Below are 19,151 nucleotides of genomic sequence, written 5' to 3' on the forward strand. Positions count from 1 at the left end.
TACGTTAAATTCACTCAATACGTAAAAACACTACGGATGCGACACGAAGGGTTCAAGCCTTGGGAACAGTATTGCTTATCGCCGGCCTGACAGCTGCCCTAGGAGCCGCCGTAGTGGCTTTGATTATTCCCGGCTGGATGGTGGCGTGGGGTTTGGGAATCCAAGGTGCCTTGCGTCTGGTTACCGCCCCAGCTTTGAGCCTGGGGGTGTGGGCGGCGGTGACCTGGATTGCGATTGGTTTGCACTTGCCGTGGCGGGTATGGCTGGTGTCGCCACTGATGGGGCTGGTGTTGCTGCCTTTCGTATTGGGGCGTTTACTGACCTTGCGGCCAGGGGCGAAGGCGCGATGGCCCCAGGTGCCCCAGACTCGACTGACTCGCGGCTGGTGGCTGGCCGGGTGGCTCTGTGTTTTCATTAGTGGCTTGCCGTATTTGGTGGCAACCCGCGCGGGGGGACGCGTGGCGCAAACCTGGGATGTGGTTTTTCATCTTTCGGCGATTCGCTATACCCGCGAACGCGCCTCGGCTTCGCCGTGGGTGGCTTTTGCGCCGCTGTACAACGGGGAGGAAGTCTATTATCCCAATATTTTTCACAATATTGTCTCTTTGCTGCCTGGATCGCCGGTGACGGTTTATACCGCGATTACTTTGGTTTTTTTGGGGCTGTGGCCACTGATGATAGGGGTGTTTACGCTGCTGACGGTGGTTTCTTTGCGTGGGTCGACTCCGGATTCCTATTTCATGAGTGGTCTTGCGATGCTGGGCGCGGCGGTGGGAATAAACTTTCCTACCCTGGCGGTAGCGAACTATGCAACCCCGCCCTATAACTTGTCTCTGGTGGCTACCCCCGGGGTGATAATCCTGGGGTTGATGATTTATCGGCTGCGACCCCAGCCCGGCCTCGGTCTTGGGGCGGGCGCTTCGTGCGGTGGCAAATCGGGTGGGGCAAGCCTATGCGATTCTTCGCGTGCTGACGCCAGTTCTCGCGATTCTCGCGATTCCCGCGATTCTCGCGATTCCCGCGATTCTCGCGCCATCGGGCATATCCCTCCGAGTATCGAGTATCTTAAGTCCACTTGGCACCGCTGGCACCAGGTGTTATCCCAAGCTCTCTATTCCTCACAGCTCTTCGCCTGGCTCGGTCTAGGGTTTTTTGTGGCGGTCTGTGGTCTGGCCTGCACCCACCCCAGTGCCATGTTTAACCTTTTACTGCTGTTGGGGATTCCCTTTGCGGCGTGGCTTGGGTGGCTTCTCGTGAAGTGGCGGCGCGCTCGCCGTACGAAAATCCTGGTGGGTGGCGGTTTCGCGATGTTGGCGTTCGGGATGTTTGCGGTGGTGTTGCTGCCTCGGCTGATTGGTATGACTAAGTTTGCTAATCACCGCAACAACCTGGTCGCCAATGCTTTGTGGATGTTTGCCGACTGGCCTTCCGGCTGGGCACGCCCGGATTTCGGTATCACCGGGATAATAACCACTGTGGCGGCTCTGGGAGCCAGTGTGTCTCTGTGGCGGGCGCGGCGCTTGGGATGGCTGGTATGGGGTTTCCTAATCTCTTGGGTGTTTTATCTTTTAGCGGCCGGCCCCGTGTGGCCGGGGTACTTCTTGGCGGCTCCGTGGTATCTCCAGGCTTCCCGTTTGGCATCGTTGGTATTAATGTACAGTCTTCCTCTGGCTGCTTACGGGTTCATGAGGTGCTTGCAGAGTCTCGAGGCGTTTTGCCTGACTCGTAACCTGGACGTATCCATGAAATCCTTGCAGTTAGCTTTGGTGGGAGTGCTGCTGGTGGCCAGTTCCGGAGCCACTTTGTGGGGGCGCCAAGCCGTGATAGCCCGTTCTTATGATCCCCAGGAAATAGTGCGTGGAACCATGTTAACTGCGGCGGAACAGGATTTTATAAGGCATCAAGCCCCGCATTTGCCGCCCCAGGCCGTGATTTGGGGGGCACCTCAGGAGGGGACAGCCTACTGGTGGATACTGGAGGGAAAACGGGTCGTGTTCCCCAGTCTGTCTTGGCCGCGCGGAGACGCTTTGCGGGTGATGCGTGACTTGAATGACGGCACCCTCAGCGCCGTGAGCTGTAGGTACCTAAAACAGCTGGGGGTGACACATTACTACGTGGATACTGACCGCAGCGCGGCGGGATCGCGGTTTGGCGCCTACCGGTGGTTGTGGCACGAAAACGACGTAACATTTCGGCTGCCCGATTCGATACTGACCAAGGTGGCGGAACATCCTAGCGGCAGCATTAACGGCAGCGAATTTTCAGGCCAACGGCTCTATCGAGTGGACTTGCAGACTTGTTCGGGGCGATATTCAGGCGTTTAATAGCACGAGCTGAAGACGTTTTAACGGCATAATAAAAGCATGAAGGTTGCTATCGTCTCTAATGATTACCCCACTGAAGCCTCACCACACGTGGGACAGTTCGTACGGATTACCGCCCAGGCTATCGGCCAAATTCATGATGTTACCGTGATTCATCTGCGCAGCGAAGCAGCTGGGGCAGAGGAAAGCCGTTACCAAGACGGGGCGGTAGAGGTACGGGGCTTCCCTAATGTCTTGAGAACCCCGGAAGACTACGAGCGTGCCGCCCAGATTGTGTACTCTATTGCGCCGGGATTCCAGATTATGCACACCATGAATCTATGGTCGCTGATTCCCTTTGGGCTGCCAGAGCGGCAAGACGAACAGCTGGCCTGCCCGTGGGTGCACACCGAACCGTGGCAGCTGACCAGCCCGCAAGGCTGGCCCAGTGAGATTCTGCCGGTGGAAGAGATTCTGTTGAATCCCGACGGTTTAACCGCCCCGTCCGTAAAAATGCTTGAGGATATTGCCGAACGTCGTTACGGGAAGTACACGGCGGCGGTGCCCTATATTGTGCTTAAACCCGAGGCTTTTGTGGAACGGCCGCGGGAAAAAGGCAAGCTGCGGCTGGTTTCGGTGGGGGCAGTTACGTCGCGCCATCAACCCGAGATTGCGATTCGTACTGTGAAAACTTTGCGGGCAGCGGGGGTGGATGCGACTTTGACCTGGGTGGGCGAAGGTACCGCCAAGATTCGCTCCCAGGAGAAGGTCAAGGAATTAGGCTTGGGAGAGTGGGTTGAGTTCGTGTCTTCGGCCGAGGCTGGGGGGGTGGACGCGGCGCTGGCTGCGGCGGACTTGTTTATCGGTCCGACCAAGTCGGAGAATTTCTATCTGTCTTTGGCGCAGGCCTTGTTGGCGGGACGACCCGCCGTGGTGGGAGAGGGCGCGAAGGATTTGGAATATATCAACGAAGACACCGCCAAAGTAGTCACGGTAGTAACCGAAAAGAACTCGAAATTCTGGGCCGAGGCTTGCCAGCAGTTGCAGGCTAAAACCCTCGGTCTGTCCGCTGCCGAGGTTTCCGCGACGATTGGTGACCGCTATTCCCCGGCGGCTATTGCCGAAGAATACGACGAAGTGTACCGTGAAACCCTGGCGGTCAGCGGCTGGGAGGTCGACTAGCCTTGTGGCTCGGTTCAGGTTCGGAATCTGGTGTCGAACGTGATGAATTCAGGAGAAAACCGGCACTCCAGGCAATATATTGGCCTTCTGTATGCGAATTTTCCTGGTTTTGTCACATAATCCGCCGCCTCGTCCCTGAATTCTCCTGATTCTGTCCCGCAGTGGTTTACTGTCAAAATCGAGGCACGGCTGTGGGTATTTTCGTGGCAGGCATGCAACGTAAGTGCAACGAAAGTGGAATCGTTGCATTTACGTTGCAGTATTTTTCGGGTTCATGAGGTGCCATCCGGGATTCTTGGCGTGGGCGCTTACGCGGCGGCTTATTTTGAATCGGGAAAGGGGGCAGGCTGGGGGGGAGAGCGCTCGCCGTCCGGGTTGGCACCTCATGAAACGGGAACGTCAAGGGGCACGAACGGTAATGCCAACGTGGGTGTGAACGCAACCTGGCGAACTATAATTGAACGGGTAACTGCAACGACTGTGAGAGAAAGAAGTATCAATGGAATACCGCGAACTGAAAGTGCCCGGCGCGTGGGAGATTACCCCCAAGCAGTTTCCCGACGAACGCGGGGCGTTTATGGAAATGTACAAGCTGGGCGAATTTGCCAAGGTCGTGGGGCATCCGCTGAGCCTGGTACAGGCCAACTGTTCTATTTCTAAAGCCGGGGTGGTACGCGGGATTCACTTCGCGGAGGTACCCCCCAGCCAGGCCAAATACGTGATGTGTCCACGCGGGGCGGTGCTGGATTTCGCGGTGGATATTCGCGTGGGTTCCCCGACTTTCGGAGCTTGGGATTCGGTGTTGCTGGAAGGCGAACATCGCCGGGCGATTTACCTGTCCGAAGGCTTGGGACATTGTTTCGTGGCTCTGGAAGATGATTCCACCGTGGTTTACCTGTGCTCCGAGGGCTACAATCCGGGGCGTGAGCACGGCGTGTCGCCGGTTGACCCCGAGGTCGGGCTGGTGTTCCCGGACAAAGACCTCGCGGGGCGGCCGCTAAAGGTGCTTTTGAGCGAGAAAGACACCGCCGCGCCGAGCCTGGCCGAGGCACGCGAACAGGGGTTGCTGCCCGAATACCAGGCGACCTTGGATTACATTGCTTCGCTGGGCTAGTTGAATCGGGCAGGTCTATCTTTTGGATAGTTCAACGCGATAGACCAATCCGGGTTTAGGACAACCGAGTCGGTGTTTGACGTATTCTGTCGCGCAAAACGCGTCGTGCAACTTAGCGCAATTTTGGGTTTCCGGTACCGGTTAGACTGGGTGTTATGAAAGTAAACGAGGCAAAAGTCTGGGCTATCGGGGTGGCGTTTCAACCCGACACCGCACGGTTGGATGCTACCATAGAGTCCCTGTTGCCGCAGGTCACCGGGGTAATTGTGGTGGATAACACCCCGAGTCCTTCTGCCGAGCTGTTGCGGTATTGGCGGGGGTGGACGCGGCGCGGGGTGGTGGTGTTGGCGCTGGGGCGCAACCTCGGGATTGCCGCCGCCCAGAATATCGGGGCGCGCCACGCCTTGCGTCGGCTCGGGTTTTCTCCGTTGCATGAGGTGCCATCCGGGAATCCCCGCGAAACTTCCGGGATGGCACCTCGTGAAAAATCCCGCGAAACCCCGCCCAACGAAGACACCTGTCGCGCGGGCGACGTGCCCGGCGTAACCGCAGTAAAAACCGGGGAAATCCCCGGGGCGGGAGGCAAAGACAGTCCCGGAGCGAGGGAAGCACGTCGGGCGAGAGCATGTGGCAACGAGCCGACCGGGGGCGATGCGGCGTTACTGTTCTTTGACCAGGATTCGGTTTTTGCCCCGGACTATGTCTCGCAAATCCAAGCGGCGGAAATGGTGGAATACCAGCGTTTGGTCGGGGATGTCACGGGGGAAATCTCGATTTTCGGCGGTTTGGCTTTTGACCACCGGGAAACCGATCCGGCTAAACGCGATGTCCTGGCCTACCGGGACACTCCGCGCGGGCCGCGGCGCTACCCGGATGGGGAATTGCGGGAAAACAAGGTGCTACCGGCGGCTTTCCTGATTGCCTCGGGGCTGTACGTGCCGGTGACGGTCTGGCGAACAGTGGGACCGATGAATGCCGACATGTTTATAGACCATGTGGATTTGGAATGGTCGGTGCGGGCACGGGCGGTGGGAATGCAAACTCTGCTGGTCACCGGGGCTACTATCGACCACCAGCTGGGTGACCGGGTGGTGAAATTGCCGGGGCGAACCCAGGTGGTGCATGTCCACAGCCCATTTCGCGTGTATTACCTGGTGCGCAACACCTGCTGGTTGATTCGCGGCCTGGCACCGATTCCGACCGGCTGGCGGTGGGGATACGTGCTGTGGTTGGCGAAATTCGTGGCCTTCAACCTGGTGTTTGCCCCGGGACGTCGGCAGAGATTCACCAAGATTCTGCGCGGGTTGCTTGACGGGTGCCGTTTCCGGCGCAAACCCCGGGAAATGTTTCAGCTAAAACGTTCAGAGTCTGGTTGCCGGGCACCTGGTCGAGGAATTCTTGCAAAAGAGATGACGGGAGGGTTATTCACCGGTAAGTCCGGCCGAAAGGGACAGGGGTGTTAGGTCTTTTTGCCGCCATAGCCGTCGTGACGGGATTCTTGATTTTACCCGGTGCGTTGCTAGCTGTTTGCGCACGGTTTCGCCCGCTGGCATCCTTGGCGTTGGGAGCTCCCATCACTGCTGGGTTGTTGGCGGTTTTGGCGCAGGTTTTCGCCTGGGTGCATATTCCTTGGACACGGATTCCGGTGGGAGTGACCTTGGTGTTCCTCGTGGCGTTGGTTTGTGTTTTGAGCTGGTGGTTTCGGGCGTACCGTCCGAAGGTGGCGCACGCGAGAAACACTGCAACCACACCGGATGTGTCCGGGGGGCAATTTAGTTCAACTAGTGAGGGGGTAGGGCTTTTTGGCGCAGCCGAAATGGCGCCTGATGAAACTGCGAGCCTCAAAACCAAGGCCAGTAGTAAAGCCAGCGTAGTCATGGTGCCATCGGGATGCATACCGACAAAACCGTTCCTGGCCCTGACCTTGGCCGCTTTTGTGCTGGCCGGGAGCACACAGCTGGTGCCGTTTATACAAACCATCCCGGTTGTTTTTGCCCCCGCCCAGTCATTTGACGCTATGTTCCATTATTCTTCGATTCGGGCGATTGCCGATTCGGGTGCTGCGGGCTGGCGCGGCTCCTTGGATGCGCTGTATCCCGGGAAAACCGGGGTTTACTATCCTAACCAGTGGGCGGCGATTTTAGCTTTGTTTTTACCCCTGGTTTCACCCACATTGATTTCTAATGCGATATTAATGTCGCTGACTTTATTTGTGTGGCCCCTAGGCGTGGCATTGCTGGCGGAACAGGTGTGGGGGAGGCGCTCCCCGGCTATTCCCTTAGCCGTACTGTTCAGTCCCATGCCGTTAGTGTTCCCCTATTTTTTAGGAGTATTGCAGGCGCTGTATCCCTATGTTTTGGCGGTCATGTGGTGGCCGGCTGGTTTGTGGGTAGTCCTTCGGGGCGCTGATGTCCTAGCGATTCGGCGGCTGGCTCACAGTAGCATATCGCTAAATGGTGTTAGGGCACCGCAATCTGCACTGTTGTCGGATGCGACTGCGGGGTCGGCGCTGGTTGGTGTTAATCAAAGATCTTGGGGGCGACTGGTTTTAGGCGTGCTGGTGCTGGTCGCAGTGGTCCACGCGCATCCATCAGCTTTCGGATTTATTGCCATTGCAGCCTTTATGGCATTGGTCAATCTGGTGTTGAATCGCCTACTGTCCCCCTGGTGGTGGGTTTTTATCGCGATTGTAGCCGTGTGCGGGGGAATCGCGGTGCCCTGGGGCTTGAATCGCCTGGGAGTTAGTGCCCGAGCCGGTTTAGCCGGTGACAGTATAGAAATCTGGCGTTCTGTGGCTTCGATGCTGGGGTTGTGTCAGATTTCTTCTGAGCCCTGGTGGGTGCTGTTGTCTTTCGGTCTCGCCGTACTGCTGGGCTTGGTTTGGCACGCGTTGACCGCGCGAGATTGGCGTTTTCTGGGGATTTTTGTAGCCATATCGCTGTTGGTGTTGGCCACGAAGCTGCCGCTTGGCCCGATTTCTACTTTGACCGCCCTGTGGTATGGAGCCTATGACCGGGTGGGGACAGGTCTTGCCGTGCTACTGCCGGTTTTCGCGGCTGGTTTCGTGGCTCGCCTGGCAATGCTGGTCGCCAGGCGAGTCTCGAAACCTGCGTGGCGCCTCTTGAGCGCTGTAGTGGCAGGTTTGCTGCTGGTTGGTTTCACGAGTGGCATGTACCTTCCCCAGCTGCTGGCTGACCGCCGGGGTTTGACTCAAATCGCATTCGTCCCCGGCTCACAATTCCACCCGCCGTGGGTCAGTATTGCGGAATACCAGGCTCTGGTGGAACTCCGACTGCCGCCTCATGCGAAACTACTCGGTGACCCGTCATCCGGCGCCGGTTTGGCTTACGCAGCTGGCGGTACGCAACTGTTTATTAAACAGCTCAACCCCACCGGGTTTAGTCCTGTGCAAAAATACCTGGCACAGCATTTCCGCGAAATTCACGAAAACCCGCGCATTTGCCAGCTTGTTCGCCGCGAGAGAATCACCCATTTCTATGATGACGCTACCGGGGTGGGGTCGAGTGAAAAATTCACCTACCCCGGTTTGCATGACGTTGACGTCAGCACGGGTTTCACCGAAGTTGCCCGCGTGGATCGGGCGCGCGTCTACCGCATTGATGCCTGCTGGTAGCCACGGGACACAATCACTGTTTGCAAATTCGCTTCCAGACGAGGCGGCAATCAGTGGGTTCGCCGTTTCTTCGGTAGCAGGCACCGCTTTTCGCGAACTCTTCAGCGGTTTTGGCGCACATGGGAGCATCACTGTTTTGCTGAGAAGAGTACTGCGGAGCTGGCTCTTCAAAGTTTTGTTCCGTGTCTGGAACCCCGTCGGTGCTTTTCCCGTAGCTTCCCGGTTTGGTGGGTTCCTGCTTGATGGGTATATCGATACCGTTGGGGTCAGGGACACATCTGCCGGTACGAATTGCCAGCCCCTCGTGTTCAGCGTAACTAGCCGAAGAAGGAGCAATTTTTTCCGGATAGTTATCCCCGTGGGATTCCCGTAGGGTTTCATGGATAATCCGAATGTAATTGGAACCGGATTCCGTTAAAAACCCCATATGCGGTGGCGAGGACAAGAAATTCTCGGGATTCCAGACAGAAGACCACACGGATCCGTCGCCCTGATAGGTGTGACCGCCCCAGTTACCGGCGTTGATTAAAAACTTGCCGTGGCAGCTTTTCAGGGTTTCCACCCCACGCTGGGCACGAATTAACGCGGCTTTACGCCAGGCATAGTTCACGTTTTGGGTGGTACTGGATCCCAAGTAGGCCGAAGACCACCCCCAGCTTTTGTCGTTGTGCGTTGTCGGGTCGAAAACCCAAGCGTTGTAGTCCAGGGGCAGCTCTAGTACGGAAGCGATGTTCTTTTCCAAGAACAGGGGCTTGCCATTAGCCCCAGCCGCCGGAGCTAATTGTAGCACATTGGCCCATTGTCCGGTGGCCATCCCCACGTCCCAGGGCCAGGACTGCGCAGCAGAATTTTGCAATCCTACGAAAACATCCTTTTGTTTGGGAAAGAAAGTCTCGGCCAACCGGTGTGAGGTGGCGTAACGATCTGCCCCGTAGACGCGCTCTGTCCCGGCAATCCCCGCCAGTGAGGCTGCTTGGCTAGCCACTACGTCGTTGATGGCTCCGGAGCCGCCGGCCACGATAATGCGCTTCGGATGCAGTTTTTGGATGGCTGCTATCGTAGCGGCTGGCATGGAACCGGGCTGTGTCAGCAGTATGGGAGCGTTCAATTTGGTTCCTACCGGGCCGGCTGCGAGAGCATCAGCGGGGTTATCACCCCTGGCCAAAATAACGGCAGGAGCGCCATTGGGCCAGTAGTTTTGAGCAATACTGGCGGCAGTGGCATACCTGTCAGCGCCACTAATACGACTGACCTTCTTGCCTAGGTTGCGCCAAGCAGTGGCATTTCCTTCCGGTACGGCACCAACGCCGCCCAGGATAATCACGTTCTTTGCTTGCCGGAGAATTGTTTGACCGTCGGCATCTGGAATCGCTGCGCCTTGACGGTTAATAAACAGGGGAGATTTATTTTTTCCGGCCACAGGACCTATCGCCAGGGCATCCGGCCAGGAAGCGTCCGAGTATCCAGCCAGGAACACAGTCTCTTTGTTGGATAAAAACAGGTTAGCTACCTTGGAACCGAAATCGGGATTGGTAAAATCCCCGGATGCTATAGAGTGAACCCCCAGGCCATGGATCTCATCAGATGAGGGAGTAGCCGTGGCACTAGCTCCGGTCAGGCCGCTGAAGCCTAAAGCCAGCGTGAAAACAGAAATCCCGGCAGTTAGACAAAATCTAGCGCGTCGCACATCTACCTCCTAAATTTTCGGTGAACTATAGTTCACCTCATATATTGCCTCTCACGAGCGCTTTAAGTGTTTCTACTCACAGTCTAGGACAAGTTTAGTCTTTTCGGACAGTTCGGCGGAGGGAAAGATTTCGTAACCGGCATCGTTGACCTTAGGTAGTAGCATGGTACCTATGGAGAAACATATTCTGGTGACAGGAGCCGGTGGCTACATCGGCAGACACGTAGTCTCGGCGCTGTTGGAACTGGGGCAGCGCGTCAGCGTAGTAGATCGGCGCACTGAGGGCATTGATCCCAGGGCGGAAATTGTGGCGGCGGATATATTCGGCGGGGACAAGGACATTTACCAAAAGTTGGGTTGTCCCGAAGTAGTGGTTCACATGGCGTGGCGTGACGGTTTCAAGCATAACTCTCCGGCACACATTGATGACTTGGCGAAGCACATGCATTTCATTGAAAATTTGTACCAGGGCGGTTTGAAGCAACTGGTCGTGATGGGTACCATGCACGAGGTCGGATATTGGGAAGGCGCGATAGACGAAAATTCGCCGTGCAACCCGCAGTCACTGTATGGAATTTCTAAAAATGCGTTGCGCCAGTTTGCTTTTCTGGCGGCAAAACAAAACCATGCGATATTACAGTGGGTTCGCGCCTATTACATTGTAGGTGACGATCTCAAAGGGGACTCGATTTTTTCCAAGATTGCCCGCGCCGCTCTGGAGGGCAAAACCCGTTTCCCATTTACTACCGGTAAGAACCGCTATGACTTCATTTCCATTTCGGAATTGGCTCGCCAAATCGCTCTGATTGCCAGTCAAACCGCAGTGGATGGCATTATCAATGCTTGCAGTGGCCAGCCGCAGACCCTAGCTCAACGTGTGGAGGCCTACATTAAGGAAAACGGCTACCATATCAGCCTCGATTATGGGGCTTTTCCGGATCGTCCCTATGATTCCCCTGGAGTGTGGGGGGATTGCCATAAACTCAATCTGGTGTTAAAAGCCGAATCCGGGTGCTAAGCGAGCAGCTGACTGCGGATTGACCGCATTATTTTGCGAACAATACCCTTAACGGTGGCAGGGCAGGTTCAAAACCTGAGCGTGCGTGACGGGTGAGACAAAAGCAAATCCTTCTGGGGATGGTACCAGGAGTGGTATCAGCGTGACAAGCCCAGCGGACACCTTGTGGCGCCGGACGGGGTAATCATGCGATACGGTAGTCACGATATGGTCACGCGCAGTCTTGCAGTCCTTGCTTACCGGGCTTTTTTAGTCCCGTGATGTCAGGATTCTTTCATGCATTTGGCATTAGCATCAGCCTTTTCGCCGGGCTGGTACTGCCAGGTCATTACCACCGCGCCCACCAGGGTCGTGTCCCAGTCCTTACCATCCGGAACCCCTTGGGCGGTGCCATGAATTTCAAAGTGCCCTTTACCATCCCAAACCGTGTTAATACCATAGTTTTTCACGCTATCCCACAGGGGGAAGAATCCACAATCCCTGGTTTCCTTATACCCCACTCGTGCTTCCACATGGTCAAAATAGGCGTGAACCACGTCGCCGTTATGCGCAGCGTTTCCTTCCACGGAAGCGTAGAGGCGACCCTTTAAATGAGCGCGCATATTCGCTACCGGTTTGCCGTCAAGCCAAATCACAGCCCAGCCGGAGTCTTTCCACCATTCTACGCGTACATTGTGCGTCCGGTAGTCGGCTGGTTGAATGTAGTCATAGTCAAAAATTCCATCCTGCATCCGCCCCGAAATCAGGTAGGGCCTGCCCCAGGTTTCGTGTGCGGTTAAAGCCGTTTGGATTCCCCCGGAAATCGCCGAGCCGTACCCGTCATGAAATTTAATGTAGGCGCTAAATCCGGTTCCCCAACCGTTGCTCATCATGTCGGCGCTGATGGAAGCATACGGCTTGCCGTCGGGAATGAACACGGCGCGTCCAGTGACCCCGCCAGCCGTATAATTAATGTTTGTAAACTTGGCATTGATTGCATTACCAGGGTGCTTACCCGCTCCTTGGAAGGAAACTTGCACCCCGTTAGTGGGCCAGGCAAATTTGTATTTTCCAAAAATGCGGGTGTTGTCTACTACGAACATAATGAAGTTGCGTGTCCATTGCGCTTTGATTAGATGCCTGTGGCTGCGCACGAAGTGTTGCTGATCAATGTCGAGGTGAGTACCGTCGCGCATTTTTTCCACAATAGAAGCGTTGTTAACCTGTTGAGCCATCGTCACCAGGGGAGTAATGGTTTGGAACATGTTTCCTTTATCTGTACCGCGTACCACAATCTGTGGCCCGTAAGTGACAAACCCTTCGTTGAGAATGCCTATCTCGTACCAGTTGGCCGGGTCAAAGCGAAACTGCATCATCGCTTTGTACCCAAAACCGGCACCGTAGGGGCAGTCGTTCTGGTCACAATCAGTCCCCATATTCCCTTCAACTTGGGCATTTATGGTACCACGAGGAGCGAGTTGCCCTGGGGTGGTAGCTGCACCGCCGGTCCATTCGCCGTTTCGGACACTGCCAGAGACACTCACGGTAGTGTTGTGGTCAAAGGTATTCACCTCGAAACCTGGGGAGCTGGCCGTGAACAAATCAATAGTGGCCGCGTTTGCTGGAGGGACGTTTGTGAAATTTAGACACAATGTAGCCAGAAGCGAGAACGCGGCAACCAGCGCCAAGGATAGTTTAGAAAATCTATTTACTTTCACACGCATTAGTCTTTTCTCTTCTTTTTCTTTTCCTATTTGAACCGGTACCCAGTCTAGCAACCGTGACGCTCGAACAACGGTAGAAAACGCTTGCGTGGTGTAGACTTAGGGATGTAGTTAAAGTCAGGGGGTTATGTTCCATGTCACCTAGAGTTACCATCGTGACGCGTACCAAAAACCGCCCTCTGTTGTTGGCTCGGGCGCTACAATCTGTGAATGCTCAGACTTTTCGTGACTATCAGCATGTTATTGTTGACGATGCGCGTAACCCTGAACCTATAGAGCGGATGCTGGAAGGCTTAGATTCGGAGGGGCGTGACAAGGTTCTGCTAGTTGCCAGTGCGGAGAACACTAGGAGGGAAGGCGTAGTTTACGCTGGTTTATCCGCATCGCATTTGCAGTACTTGTGTATTCACGATGATGACGACACGTGGGAGCCGCATTTTTTAGAAAAAACCGTGGCGTGGATGGATGCTCATCCTGAAGCGGGAATGGTGGGCGTGCGTTGCAATCTGGTAAAGGAAAAGGTGGAAGAAACCGAAATAGTCGAGCTAGAAAAAGCACCGCTGCGTCCCGAGCTTGACAGTTTTACCCTGCTGGAAACTAGTTATGCTAATTACGTTCCGCCTATTGCCCAGTTATTTCGTCGAGCTAGCGTGGATCGGTTAGGTTTCTGGGATTCTTCCTTGGCTACTCAGGCGGATTGGGAGTTTAATTTGAGGATGCTGGCCGATAGTCCGGCAGGTTTCTTAGGGGAGGAACCGTTAGCGAACTGGCACCATCGTAGGCAAAGTGAAAACGAGTTGGATAATTCGGTGGTCTCAGAGCGTTCTGGCCACTATAACCAGAATCTTTTGATTCGTGATTCGTATCTGAAACGCAGCTTGCAGCAGGGTGATACGGGAATGTTTGCAACCGTGTTGGCGCAGCAGGTGTGTATTAAAACGTTACGCGAGGAAATGAACGAAAAGCTGCAAAATGCAGAGGATTCGCGCCAGATGATTCACGCCAGTTTGGTTAAAACTATTTTGGGGCAGCAAGAGCAGTTATCGCGGCTGCATGAGGAGTTGCAGGAAATCAAGGTCGCTAACGCGGAAGTACTCTCGGTGGTGAAGGACTTGCAGTCCTACCAGTACCGGTTCCGGCGACGTTGGAACAAACTGTGGGGGCGGGGAAAATAGTACGAAGCCTCGTGTTGAGGGGGAAACTCCTGGTTATGTTGGCAGCATTAAACCAGTTGGCATCCCGAATTCGGGATGCCAACTGTGCTATTTAGGGTGCCGTCGTGGCTGTCAAGCCGCGATTTATCTATGTGCCGGGTCTTGTGACCAAGACGAAGTCATGCACTGTCCAGACTGGCGATTTTCTGGAAGATACTGCCAAATCATCGCTACCCCACCCACGAGGGTGGTATCCCAGTCCTTCCCGGCAGGAATTCCCTGAGCCTGTCCCTCTACTTCAAAGGAATTGGCACCAGTCTTGCGGGCTTGCAAACCGTAGGTGCCCTGGAGTCCCCATTCGTGGTGGAAACCACAGTCCCCGCCACCATGTCCAATCTGAGCCTCCACCCCGCTGAAGTAGGCATGCACATAGTCGCCGTTTTGAGCCGCATTGCCCTCTACGGAGGCATAGATACGGCCGGACAATTTAGCCTTCATATTCGCTATGGGTTTACCATCAGCCCAGATTACCGCCCAGCCGTTTTCTTTCCACCATTCGATGCGCAGATTGTGCCAGTTAAAATCGGCGGGTTGGACATAGTCGTAGTCGAAAATTCCTGCGGACATACGACCCGAAATATAGTAGGGATTCCCCCCAGTTTCCGGTGCAGTTTGGGCAGTTTGTATTCCTGCAGAGACAGCAGTTCCATGGTCATCATGCAGCTTAATGTAGCTGGAATGACCCACCCCGTAACCGTTGTCCTTCATATTGGCGGTAATCATGGCATAAGGCTTGCCTTGGGGGATAAACACGGTGGAACCGGGAACCTTACCGGAAATATTGAGGTTATCGAATACCACATTAACCGCATCATTCGGATTTTGAGCGGCTGCCATAAAAGTGATGGAGGGGCCATTCTTATCCCCGGCGGTGAAATTGTATCCGCCGAATACTCGTGTGTTATCCACTACGAAACGGATGTAATTTCGGGTCCACTGTGCCTTGATTAGGTGGCAAAAATCCTTAATGTAATGTTGCTCATCCAAATCTACCTTTTGGTTGGACTGCATTTTTTGAATGATATTGGCATTAGCGGCTTTCTGCGCGTCAGTCACTAGGGGCTGAGTGACGCGGAAAGGATTCCCCAGATGTGTCCCCAAGACTACAATTTCCGGTCCCCAGGTCACATTACCTTGGTTGAGAATACCGATTTGATAGTAGTTTTGGGAATCGAAGCGGAACTCGACTACCCCTTGATATCCCGACCCGCTACCGAAGGGACAGTCCCCTTGCTCGCAGTTTTTGCCCATATTGCCACGTAACACCACATTGGTGGTTCCAGTGGGGGGCATTTGATGAGCAGTGGTTGCCCGTGATCCGGTCCACTGACCGCCTCGGGAGGTACCGCTTAGAGCCACAGTAGAGTTGTTATCCGTGACGTTAACCGTGAATCCTGGTCCGGCGAAGCCCCAAAAATTGGTAGTCGCACCATGAGCAGGAATAGCGGTCAGAGAAACTAAAGTCAGAGCGCATGTCCCAATCATAGCGATAAATTTGCGTTTCATTATCAATAAAATCCTTCCCCTTCTCTGGTGAAAATGTGTTTCGTACCCTCCAGCATAGCGCTACCGGGAAGATAAAAGGGCGAAATGGAAACTGTTCTTTCGGTGCTTGATGTGTTTTTACAAGTCTTTATCCCTAGGGGATTTACAGTTCTACCGGTACCAATTTTGGTGGCGCTGAAACAAATTGTGGGCCGGGGAATTAAAAAAGTTCTTTTCATGGCTAGTGGTGAAACGATAGAATCGTTGCAAGCGAATATTTTACTTTCAAAAGGAGATGATTCGATGCTATTGCGAACCGTTACTGTTAGCCTGGGAGCCTTGGTATTAGTGGGCAGCGCCTTTACGGCGGTGCCTGTTCCTAAATCCGCTGATACCGACGTGACCACCTCGGTCAAATCTGCCACAGTAGCAACCAAATCTGTGCCGACTGCGGGATCAGCTACACCGCAGTACCGTTGGAATAATGCCCAGGCAACCTATCGGGATTTAGCTAATTTGGCGTATCACGTACACATGCGACCGGGGCTGAAAGTTTCCGTTACCCAGGGAAGTGCCGCCGAGAACTGTATCCCGGGGGCAGCCGACCCGAACTTTTTGAATCTGGCTTTAGACGCGTGGAACTACTTCCGTTCTCTCAATGGACTCGACCCGGTCAAGCTGAGTGGCGAATCGGCATTTGTTCAAAATGCTCAGCACGCCGCGATGGTGATGGCAGCCAATAATTCCTTGGGACACTATATCAGCCCCGAATGGAAGTGCTACAACGAGGCTGCTAGCGAGGGAGCGAGCAGTTCTAACCTGAATCTTCGCCACGGCTACGGAGAGCGCTCTACTGGGTTTGCGTACAGCCCGGCTGAATCCATGTTGGGTTATTTCACCGAGAACGGAGTGCGCAACGATGGTTTAGGCCACCGCACTCAAATGATGGAACCTTATTTGACTACTTCGGCCATTGGATCGTCTTGTACCAGTTATGGAACCTGCGGTGAGAGCGTACGGATGCATCGCCCCAATCACGCTGCCTTCGGAGTAATGTTTAACAGTTCGCGTCGTCGCCCCTTGGCCTTATCGTGGCCTGCGGCGGGTTATTTCCCACGCGAAATGCTGCCCAATACTCAACAGGGATCCAAGTGGCACTTCGCCATGGATGGGGCGGATTTGACTGGAGCTACGGTTACACTCACCGACGCTTATGGTAACCCGATTCCCTTGGATGAAGTGAAGAACTCTAAATCTCCCAACGGGCCGTGGCCTGAGCTCGTACAAAAGGATGACTACACAACCTATGAATATGACACGATTCTGTTCAAGCCATCTATGGCTCATCTCGGTTCTGCGGGGTATATGGACAAGGAAATCAAAGTCACTGTTACAGGGATTAAACCCAAAAAAGACGAGTACAAGCGTCCGCAGATAAATGTTCCCTCGTCCTATACCTATTCCGTGTTGATTATGGACACGACTGTGCCCGGTAATCCCTACGGGGATGCGGATGGAGACGGAATCTCCAATGTGGATGAGCTAGAAGTGTTCCGCACTAACCCCTTTATTCCCAACCGGCGGTAATCCCCGCATCCGGAGAACCGGGAATCTAGGCATTATCGGCGGCGTTAAACTCCGTGTGTGCGGCCAGCTCTTGCCAGTAGGCTTCGTCGCGAACCGGCAGTTTGGCCATTTCTGCGGGCGGGCACAGGTTTTTGAAATGCGAGCCGAAAGCCACCACGCCGCCGGATTCCATTCCCACCCAGGGCAGCACGTCAAAAGCGACTCCTTTTTGCCAGGCGTCAATTACTTGGTTAACCTCAAAATTTTGGATTGACGCTGACAGGTAGTAAGTGGCGGGACGTAGTGGCAGGTGTGGAATCGTGATGTCAACACTGCCGGTTCCGGGGAGTAACATTTCGGGCACAAAACTGTCATCTAGACTGTGATGTCCCCAGACCCAAAACCCTTCCCTGGTATCAATAGAAGCCCCGAAAACCGGGCGTTTAATGGCTTGCAGGCATTCATAGTGCAGACGAATCGTAATCGGGTCACCGGTGTGAACTTTTCTCGTATCTGTCCCCTGAGGGCCAATCCATTCCATTTTGGTAATTTTGGCTTCGCCAGAGCCGAAACGGGTGCCGCCTTCTTCCACGCGCACGGCTCCATGCGCCATGTTGGAATAACGATCCACGATACTGGCGGCAGAACCGGATGCCACTAACTTGCCGTGGTTGAGCCAGGCTGCTTCGTCACAGAAAGTTCGCATCATTTCCAGAGCGTGCGATACCACTACCACGGTGCGTCCTTCCTGACGGAACTGAGCAAATTTATTTAAGCATTTTTCCTGGAATTCCAGGTCGCCCACGGCGAGAATTTCGTCTACTAACAGGATTTCGGGTTCCACGTGGATGGATACGGCAAATCCTAGGCGCACGTACATGCCGGAAGAATAGTTTTTGACCGGTTGATCAATAAATTTTTCCACCCCGGAAAACGCCACGATTTCATCGAACTTTTTTTCGATTTCCTTCCTGGACATGCCAAGAATCGCCCCGTTTAGGTAGATATTTTCTCGGCCGGACAAATCCGGGTGGAAACCGGATCCGACTTCCAGCATGGCCGCCATACGCCCGGTGGAAGTAATATGCCCCGAGTCGGGCGCTAATATTTTCGCAATACATTTCAGTAAAGTGGACTTTCCTGAACCGTTTTGACCCAAAAGGCCGAAAGTGGATCCCCTGGGGATGCTCAACGTCACGTCGTTTAAAGCATGAAACTCCTCAAAGGCACCCTGGCGTTGGCGCAGCAGGCGTCGTTTCAGAGAACGGTCACGCTCCTTGTATATGCGAAAGGTTTTAGAAAGGTTTTCCACTGTGATGGCAGTATTGTTGTCAGGGCTAGTCATCAGAGTTCCTCCACAATCCGTTTGGAAGCCTTTTTAAACACGAGGATACCCGCTAGCAGGCTAAGCACGGCCCAGATGGTAATACCCAGCCAGACTTCTGGGGGGGCAACAGCGTAATCGTAAAACACCGCCCGGTTGGCTTCCAGAATAAGTTCGGCGGGATTAATCCGGAAGATTACGTCCAAAGGCAGTGGTTTTCCACCCCAGTTAAAACCTTTAGCGGCCAGGGTTTCCTGGGCGGAAACCAGCATGGATAGGGGGAAAACCACTCCGGAGGCATACATCCAAATTTGGGTGAATATCCCCCACAAGTGGGAAATGTCCCGGTAGTACACTGTTCCTACGCTCAGTAGCAGAGCCAATCCCGTCCCGAAAGCGGCGCTCAGCAGTAGTATCGGTATCAGCAGCGGTACGTAAAGCAAGACTTTCGGCCCGCCCATTAGCATGGTAACAATCAACAGCACCAGCAGCTCGAAGAGAAAATTAAAGGTTTGCGCCACCGTAGAGGCCAACACTAGCACCCAGCGGGGAAAATACACTTTGGTCAATAGTCCGGCGTTACCTACCAAGGTGTTCATCCCGTTGGTGATGACCCGGGAGAGGTATCCCCAGCACAGTACCCCGATTCCTATCCACAGGGCAAAGGAATCAATGTCGGAGTTTCTCCCCGGTTCCACGCCACCTCGAAAAATCACCCCGAAAATCACTGCGAAAACCGCTATCGTGGCTAGGGGATTAATCAAAGACCACAGGCGTCCTAACACGGTGCCTTTGTATTCGGCGGAAATTTCGCGGCGAGCCAGCACCCACACCAGCTGGCAGGCGTGGAGGTATTCGGCTTTTCGTGATATCCCGGCGGGTGGTTCGGGATGGGGGGAAGAAATACGGGGAAGCTTCACG

Annotated in this window: 13 protein-coding genes; 8 read left to right on the forward strand and 5 right to left on the reverse strand. The window is 54.5% G+C overall.

Going from position 1 to position 19,151, the window contains the following annotated elements:
- Positions 1–71 precede the first annotated feature (71 nt).
- The 5 genes from HMPREF0577_RS02790 to HMPREF0577_RS02810 all read left to right on the forward strand — a co-directional run bounded on the left by HMPREF0577_RS02790 (position 72) and on the right by HMPREF0577_RS02810 (position 8,233).
- Complete coding sequence (locus HMPREF0577_RS02790; RefSeq protein ID WP_004012139.1) at positions 72–2,324, forward strand: DUF6541 family protein; 2,253 nt, start codon at positions 72–74, stop codon at positions 2,322–2,324.
- Between the two features lie 39 nt (positions 2,325–2,363).
- On the forward strand, positions 2,364–3,485 hold the full coding sequence (locus tag HMPREF0577_RS02795; RefSeq protein ID WP_004012140.1) for a glycosyltransferase family 4 protein: 1,122 nt from the start codon (positions 2,364–2,366) through the stop codon (positions 3,483–3,485).
- 499 nt (positions 3,486–3,984) lie between these two features.
- Entirely contained in the window at positions 3,985–4,599 is a 615-nt protein-coding gene (locus HMPREF0577_RS02800) for a dTDP-4-dehydrorhamnose 3,5-epimerase family protein (protein ID WP_004012141.1), read from the forward strand.
- Positions 4,600–4,754: 155 nt separating this feature from the next.
- A complete protein-coding gene (locus HMPREF0577_RS02805; RefSeq protein WP_004012142.1) occupies positions 4,755–6,062 on the forward strand; it encodes a glycosyltransferase family protein in 1,308 nt (435 codons plus the stop codon).
- On the forward strand, positions 6,056–8,233 hold the full coding sequence (locus tag HMPREF0577_RS02810; RefSeq protein WP_004012143.1) for a DUF6541 family protein: 2,178 nt from the start codon (positions 6,056–6,058) through the stop codon (positions 8,231–8,233). The genes HMPREF0577_RS02805 and HMPREF0577_RS02810 overlap by 7 nt, the downstream gene beginning before the upstream one ends.
- 13 nt (positions 8,234–8,246) lie before the next feature.
- Here the strand turns inward: HMPREF0577_RS02810 and HMPREF0577_RS02815 are convergent, their stop codons facing one another.
- Positions 8,247–9,920, reverse strand: coding sequence for a cell wall-binding repeat-containing protein (locus HMPREF0577_RS02815; protein WP_004012144.1), 1,674 nt, complete (start codon positions 9,918–9,920; stop codon positions 8,247–8,249).
- A 172-nt stretch (positions 9,921–10,092) separates the two neighbouring features.
- Between HMPREF0577_RS02815 and HMPREF0577_RS02820 the strand changes: the two genes are divergently transcribed.
- Positions 10,093–10,938 carry an NAD-dependent epimerase/dehydratase family protein gene (locus HMPREF0577_RS02820; RefSeq protein ID WP_004012145.1) on the forward strand — a complete coding sequence of 282 codons (846 nt, stop codon included), beginning with the start codon at positions 10,093–10,095 and terminating at the stop codon, positions 10,936–10,938.
- Between the two features lie 263 nt (positions 10,939–11,201).
- Here HMPREF0577_RS02820 and HMPREF0577_RS02825 read toward each other — a convergent pair whose 3' ends face one another.
- Positions 11,202–12,641 carry a hypothetical protein gene (locus tag HMPREF0577_RS02825; protein ID WP_004012146.1) on the reverse strand — a complete coding sequence of 480 codons (1,440 nt, stop codon included), beginning with the start codon at positions 12,639–12,641 and terminating at the stop codon, positions 11,202–11,204.
- Positions 12,642–12,775: 134 nt separating this feature from the next.
- Between HMPREF0577_RS02825 and HMPREF0577_RS02830 the strand changes: the two genes are divergently transcribed.
- Positions 12,776–13,816 carry a glycosyltransferase family A protein gene (locus HMPREF0577_RS02830; protein WP_004012147.1) on the forward strand — a complete coding sequence of 347 codons (1,041 nt, stop codon included), beginning with the start codon at positions 12,776–12,778 and terminating at the stop codon, positions 13,814–13,816.
- A gap of 123 nt (positions 13,817–13,939) precedes the next feature.
- On the opposite strand, the gene HMPREF0577_RS02835 is transcribed toward HMPREF0577_RS02830, so the two are convergent.
- Positions 13,940–15,361 (reverse strand): hypothetical protein, encoded by a 1,422-nt coding sequence (locus HMPREF0577_RS02835; RefSeq protein ID WP_231282877.1) that lies wholly within the window; start codon positions 15,359–15,361, stop codon positions 13,940–13,942.
- Between the two features lie 216 nt (positions 15,362–15,577).
- On the opposite strand from HMPREF0577_RS02835, the gene HMPREF0577_RS02840 reads away from it, so the two are divergent.
- Positions 15,578–16,927 carry a CAP domain-containing protein gene (locus tag HMPREF0577_RS02840; RefSeq protein ID WP_248613653.1) on the forward strand — a complete coding sequence of 450 codons (1,350 nt, stop codon included), beginning with the start codon at positions 15,578–15,580 and terminating at the stop codon, positions 16,925–16,927.
- Positions 16,928–16,952: 25 nt separating this feature from the next.
- On the opposite strand, the gene HMPREF0577_RS02845 is transcribed toward HMPREF0577_RS02840, so the two are convergent.
- Both HMPREF0577_RS02845 and HMPREF0577_RS02850 read right to left on the reverse strand, forming a co-directional pair.
- Positions 16,953–18,251, reverse strand: a complete 1,299-nt coding sequence (locus HMPREF0577_RS02845) for an ABC transporter ATP-binding protein (RefSeq protein WP_004012150.1) — start codon at positions 18,249–18,251, stop codon at positions 16,953–16,955.
- Positions 18,251–19,150 carry an ABC transporter permease gene (locus tag HMPREF0577_RS02850; RefSeq protein ID WP_004015665.1) on the reverse strand — a complete coding sequence of 300 codons (900 nt, stop codon included), beginning with the start codon at positions 19,148–19,150 and terminating at the stop codon, positions 18,251–18,253. The genes HMPREF0577_RS02845 and HMPREF0577_RS02850 overlap by 1 nt, the downstream gene beginning before the upstream one ends.
- Position 19,151: the final 1 nt, after the last annotated feature.

Source organism: Mobiluncus mulieris ATCC 35243, assembly GCF_000160615.1.
Lineage (GTDB): Bacteria > Actinomycetota > Actinomycetes > Actinomycetales > Actinomycetaceae > Mobiluncus > Mobiluncus mulieris.

Coding starts and splice junctions, on each gene's coding strand:
- HMPREF0577_RS02825 (WP_004012146.1), bottom strand. CDS start 12,641: ATGCGTGTGAAAGTAAATAGATTTTCTAAACTATCCTTGGCGCTGGTT.
- HMPREF0577_RS02835 (WP_231282877.1), bottom strand. CDS start 15,361: ATGAAACGCAAATTTATCGCTATGATTGGGACATGCGCTCTGACTTTA.
- HMPREF0577_RS02820 (WP_004012145.1), top strand. CDS start 10,093: ATGGAGAAACATATTCTGGTGACAGGAGCCGGTGGCTACATCGGCAGA.
- HMPREF0577_RS02795 (WP_004012140.1), top strand. CDS start 2,364: ATGAAGGTTGCTATCGTCTCTAATGATTACCCCACTGAAGCCTCACCA.
- HMPREF0577_RS02805 (WP_004012142.1), top strand. CDS start 4,755: ATGAAAGTAAACGAGGCAAAAGTCTGGGCTATCGGGGTGGCGTTTCAA.
- HMPREF0577_RS02845 (WP_004012150.1), bottom strand. CDS start 18,251: ATGACTAGCCCTGACAACAATACTGCCATCACAGTGGAAAACCTTTCT.
- HMPREF0577_RS02830 (WP_004012147.1), top strand. CDS start 12,776: ATGTCACCTAGAGTTACCATCGTGACGCGTACCAAAAACCGCCCTCTG.
- HMPREF0577_RS02840 (WP_248613653.1), top strand. CDS start 15,578: ATGGCTAGTGGTGAAACGATAGAATCGTTGCAAGCGAATATTTTACTT.
- HMPREF0577_RS02800 (WP_004012141.1), top strand. CDS start 3,985: ATGGAATACCGCGAACTGAAAGTGCCCGGCGCGTGGGAGATTACCCCC.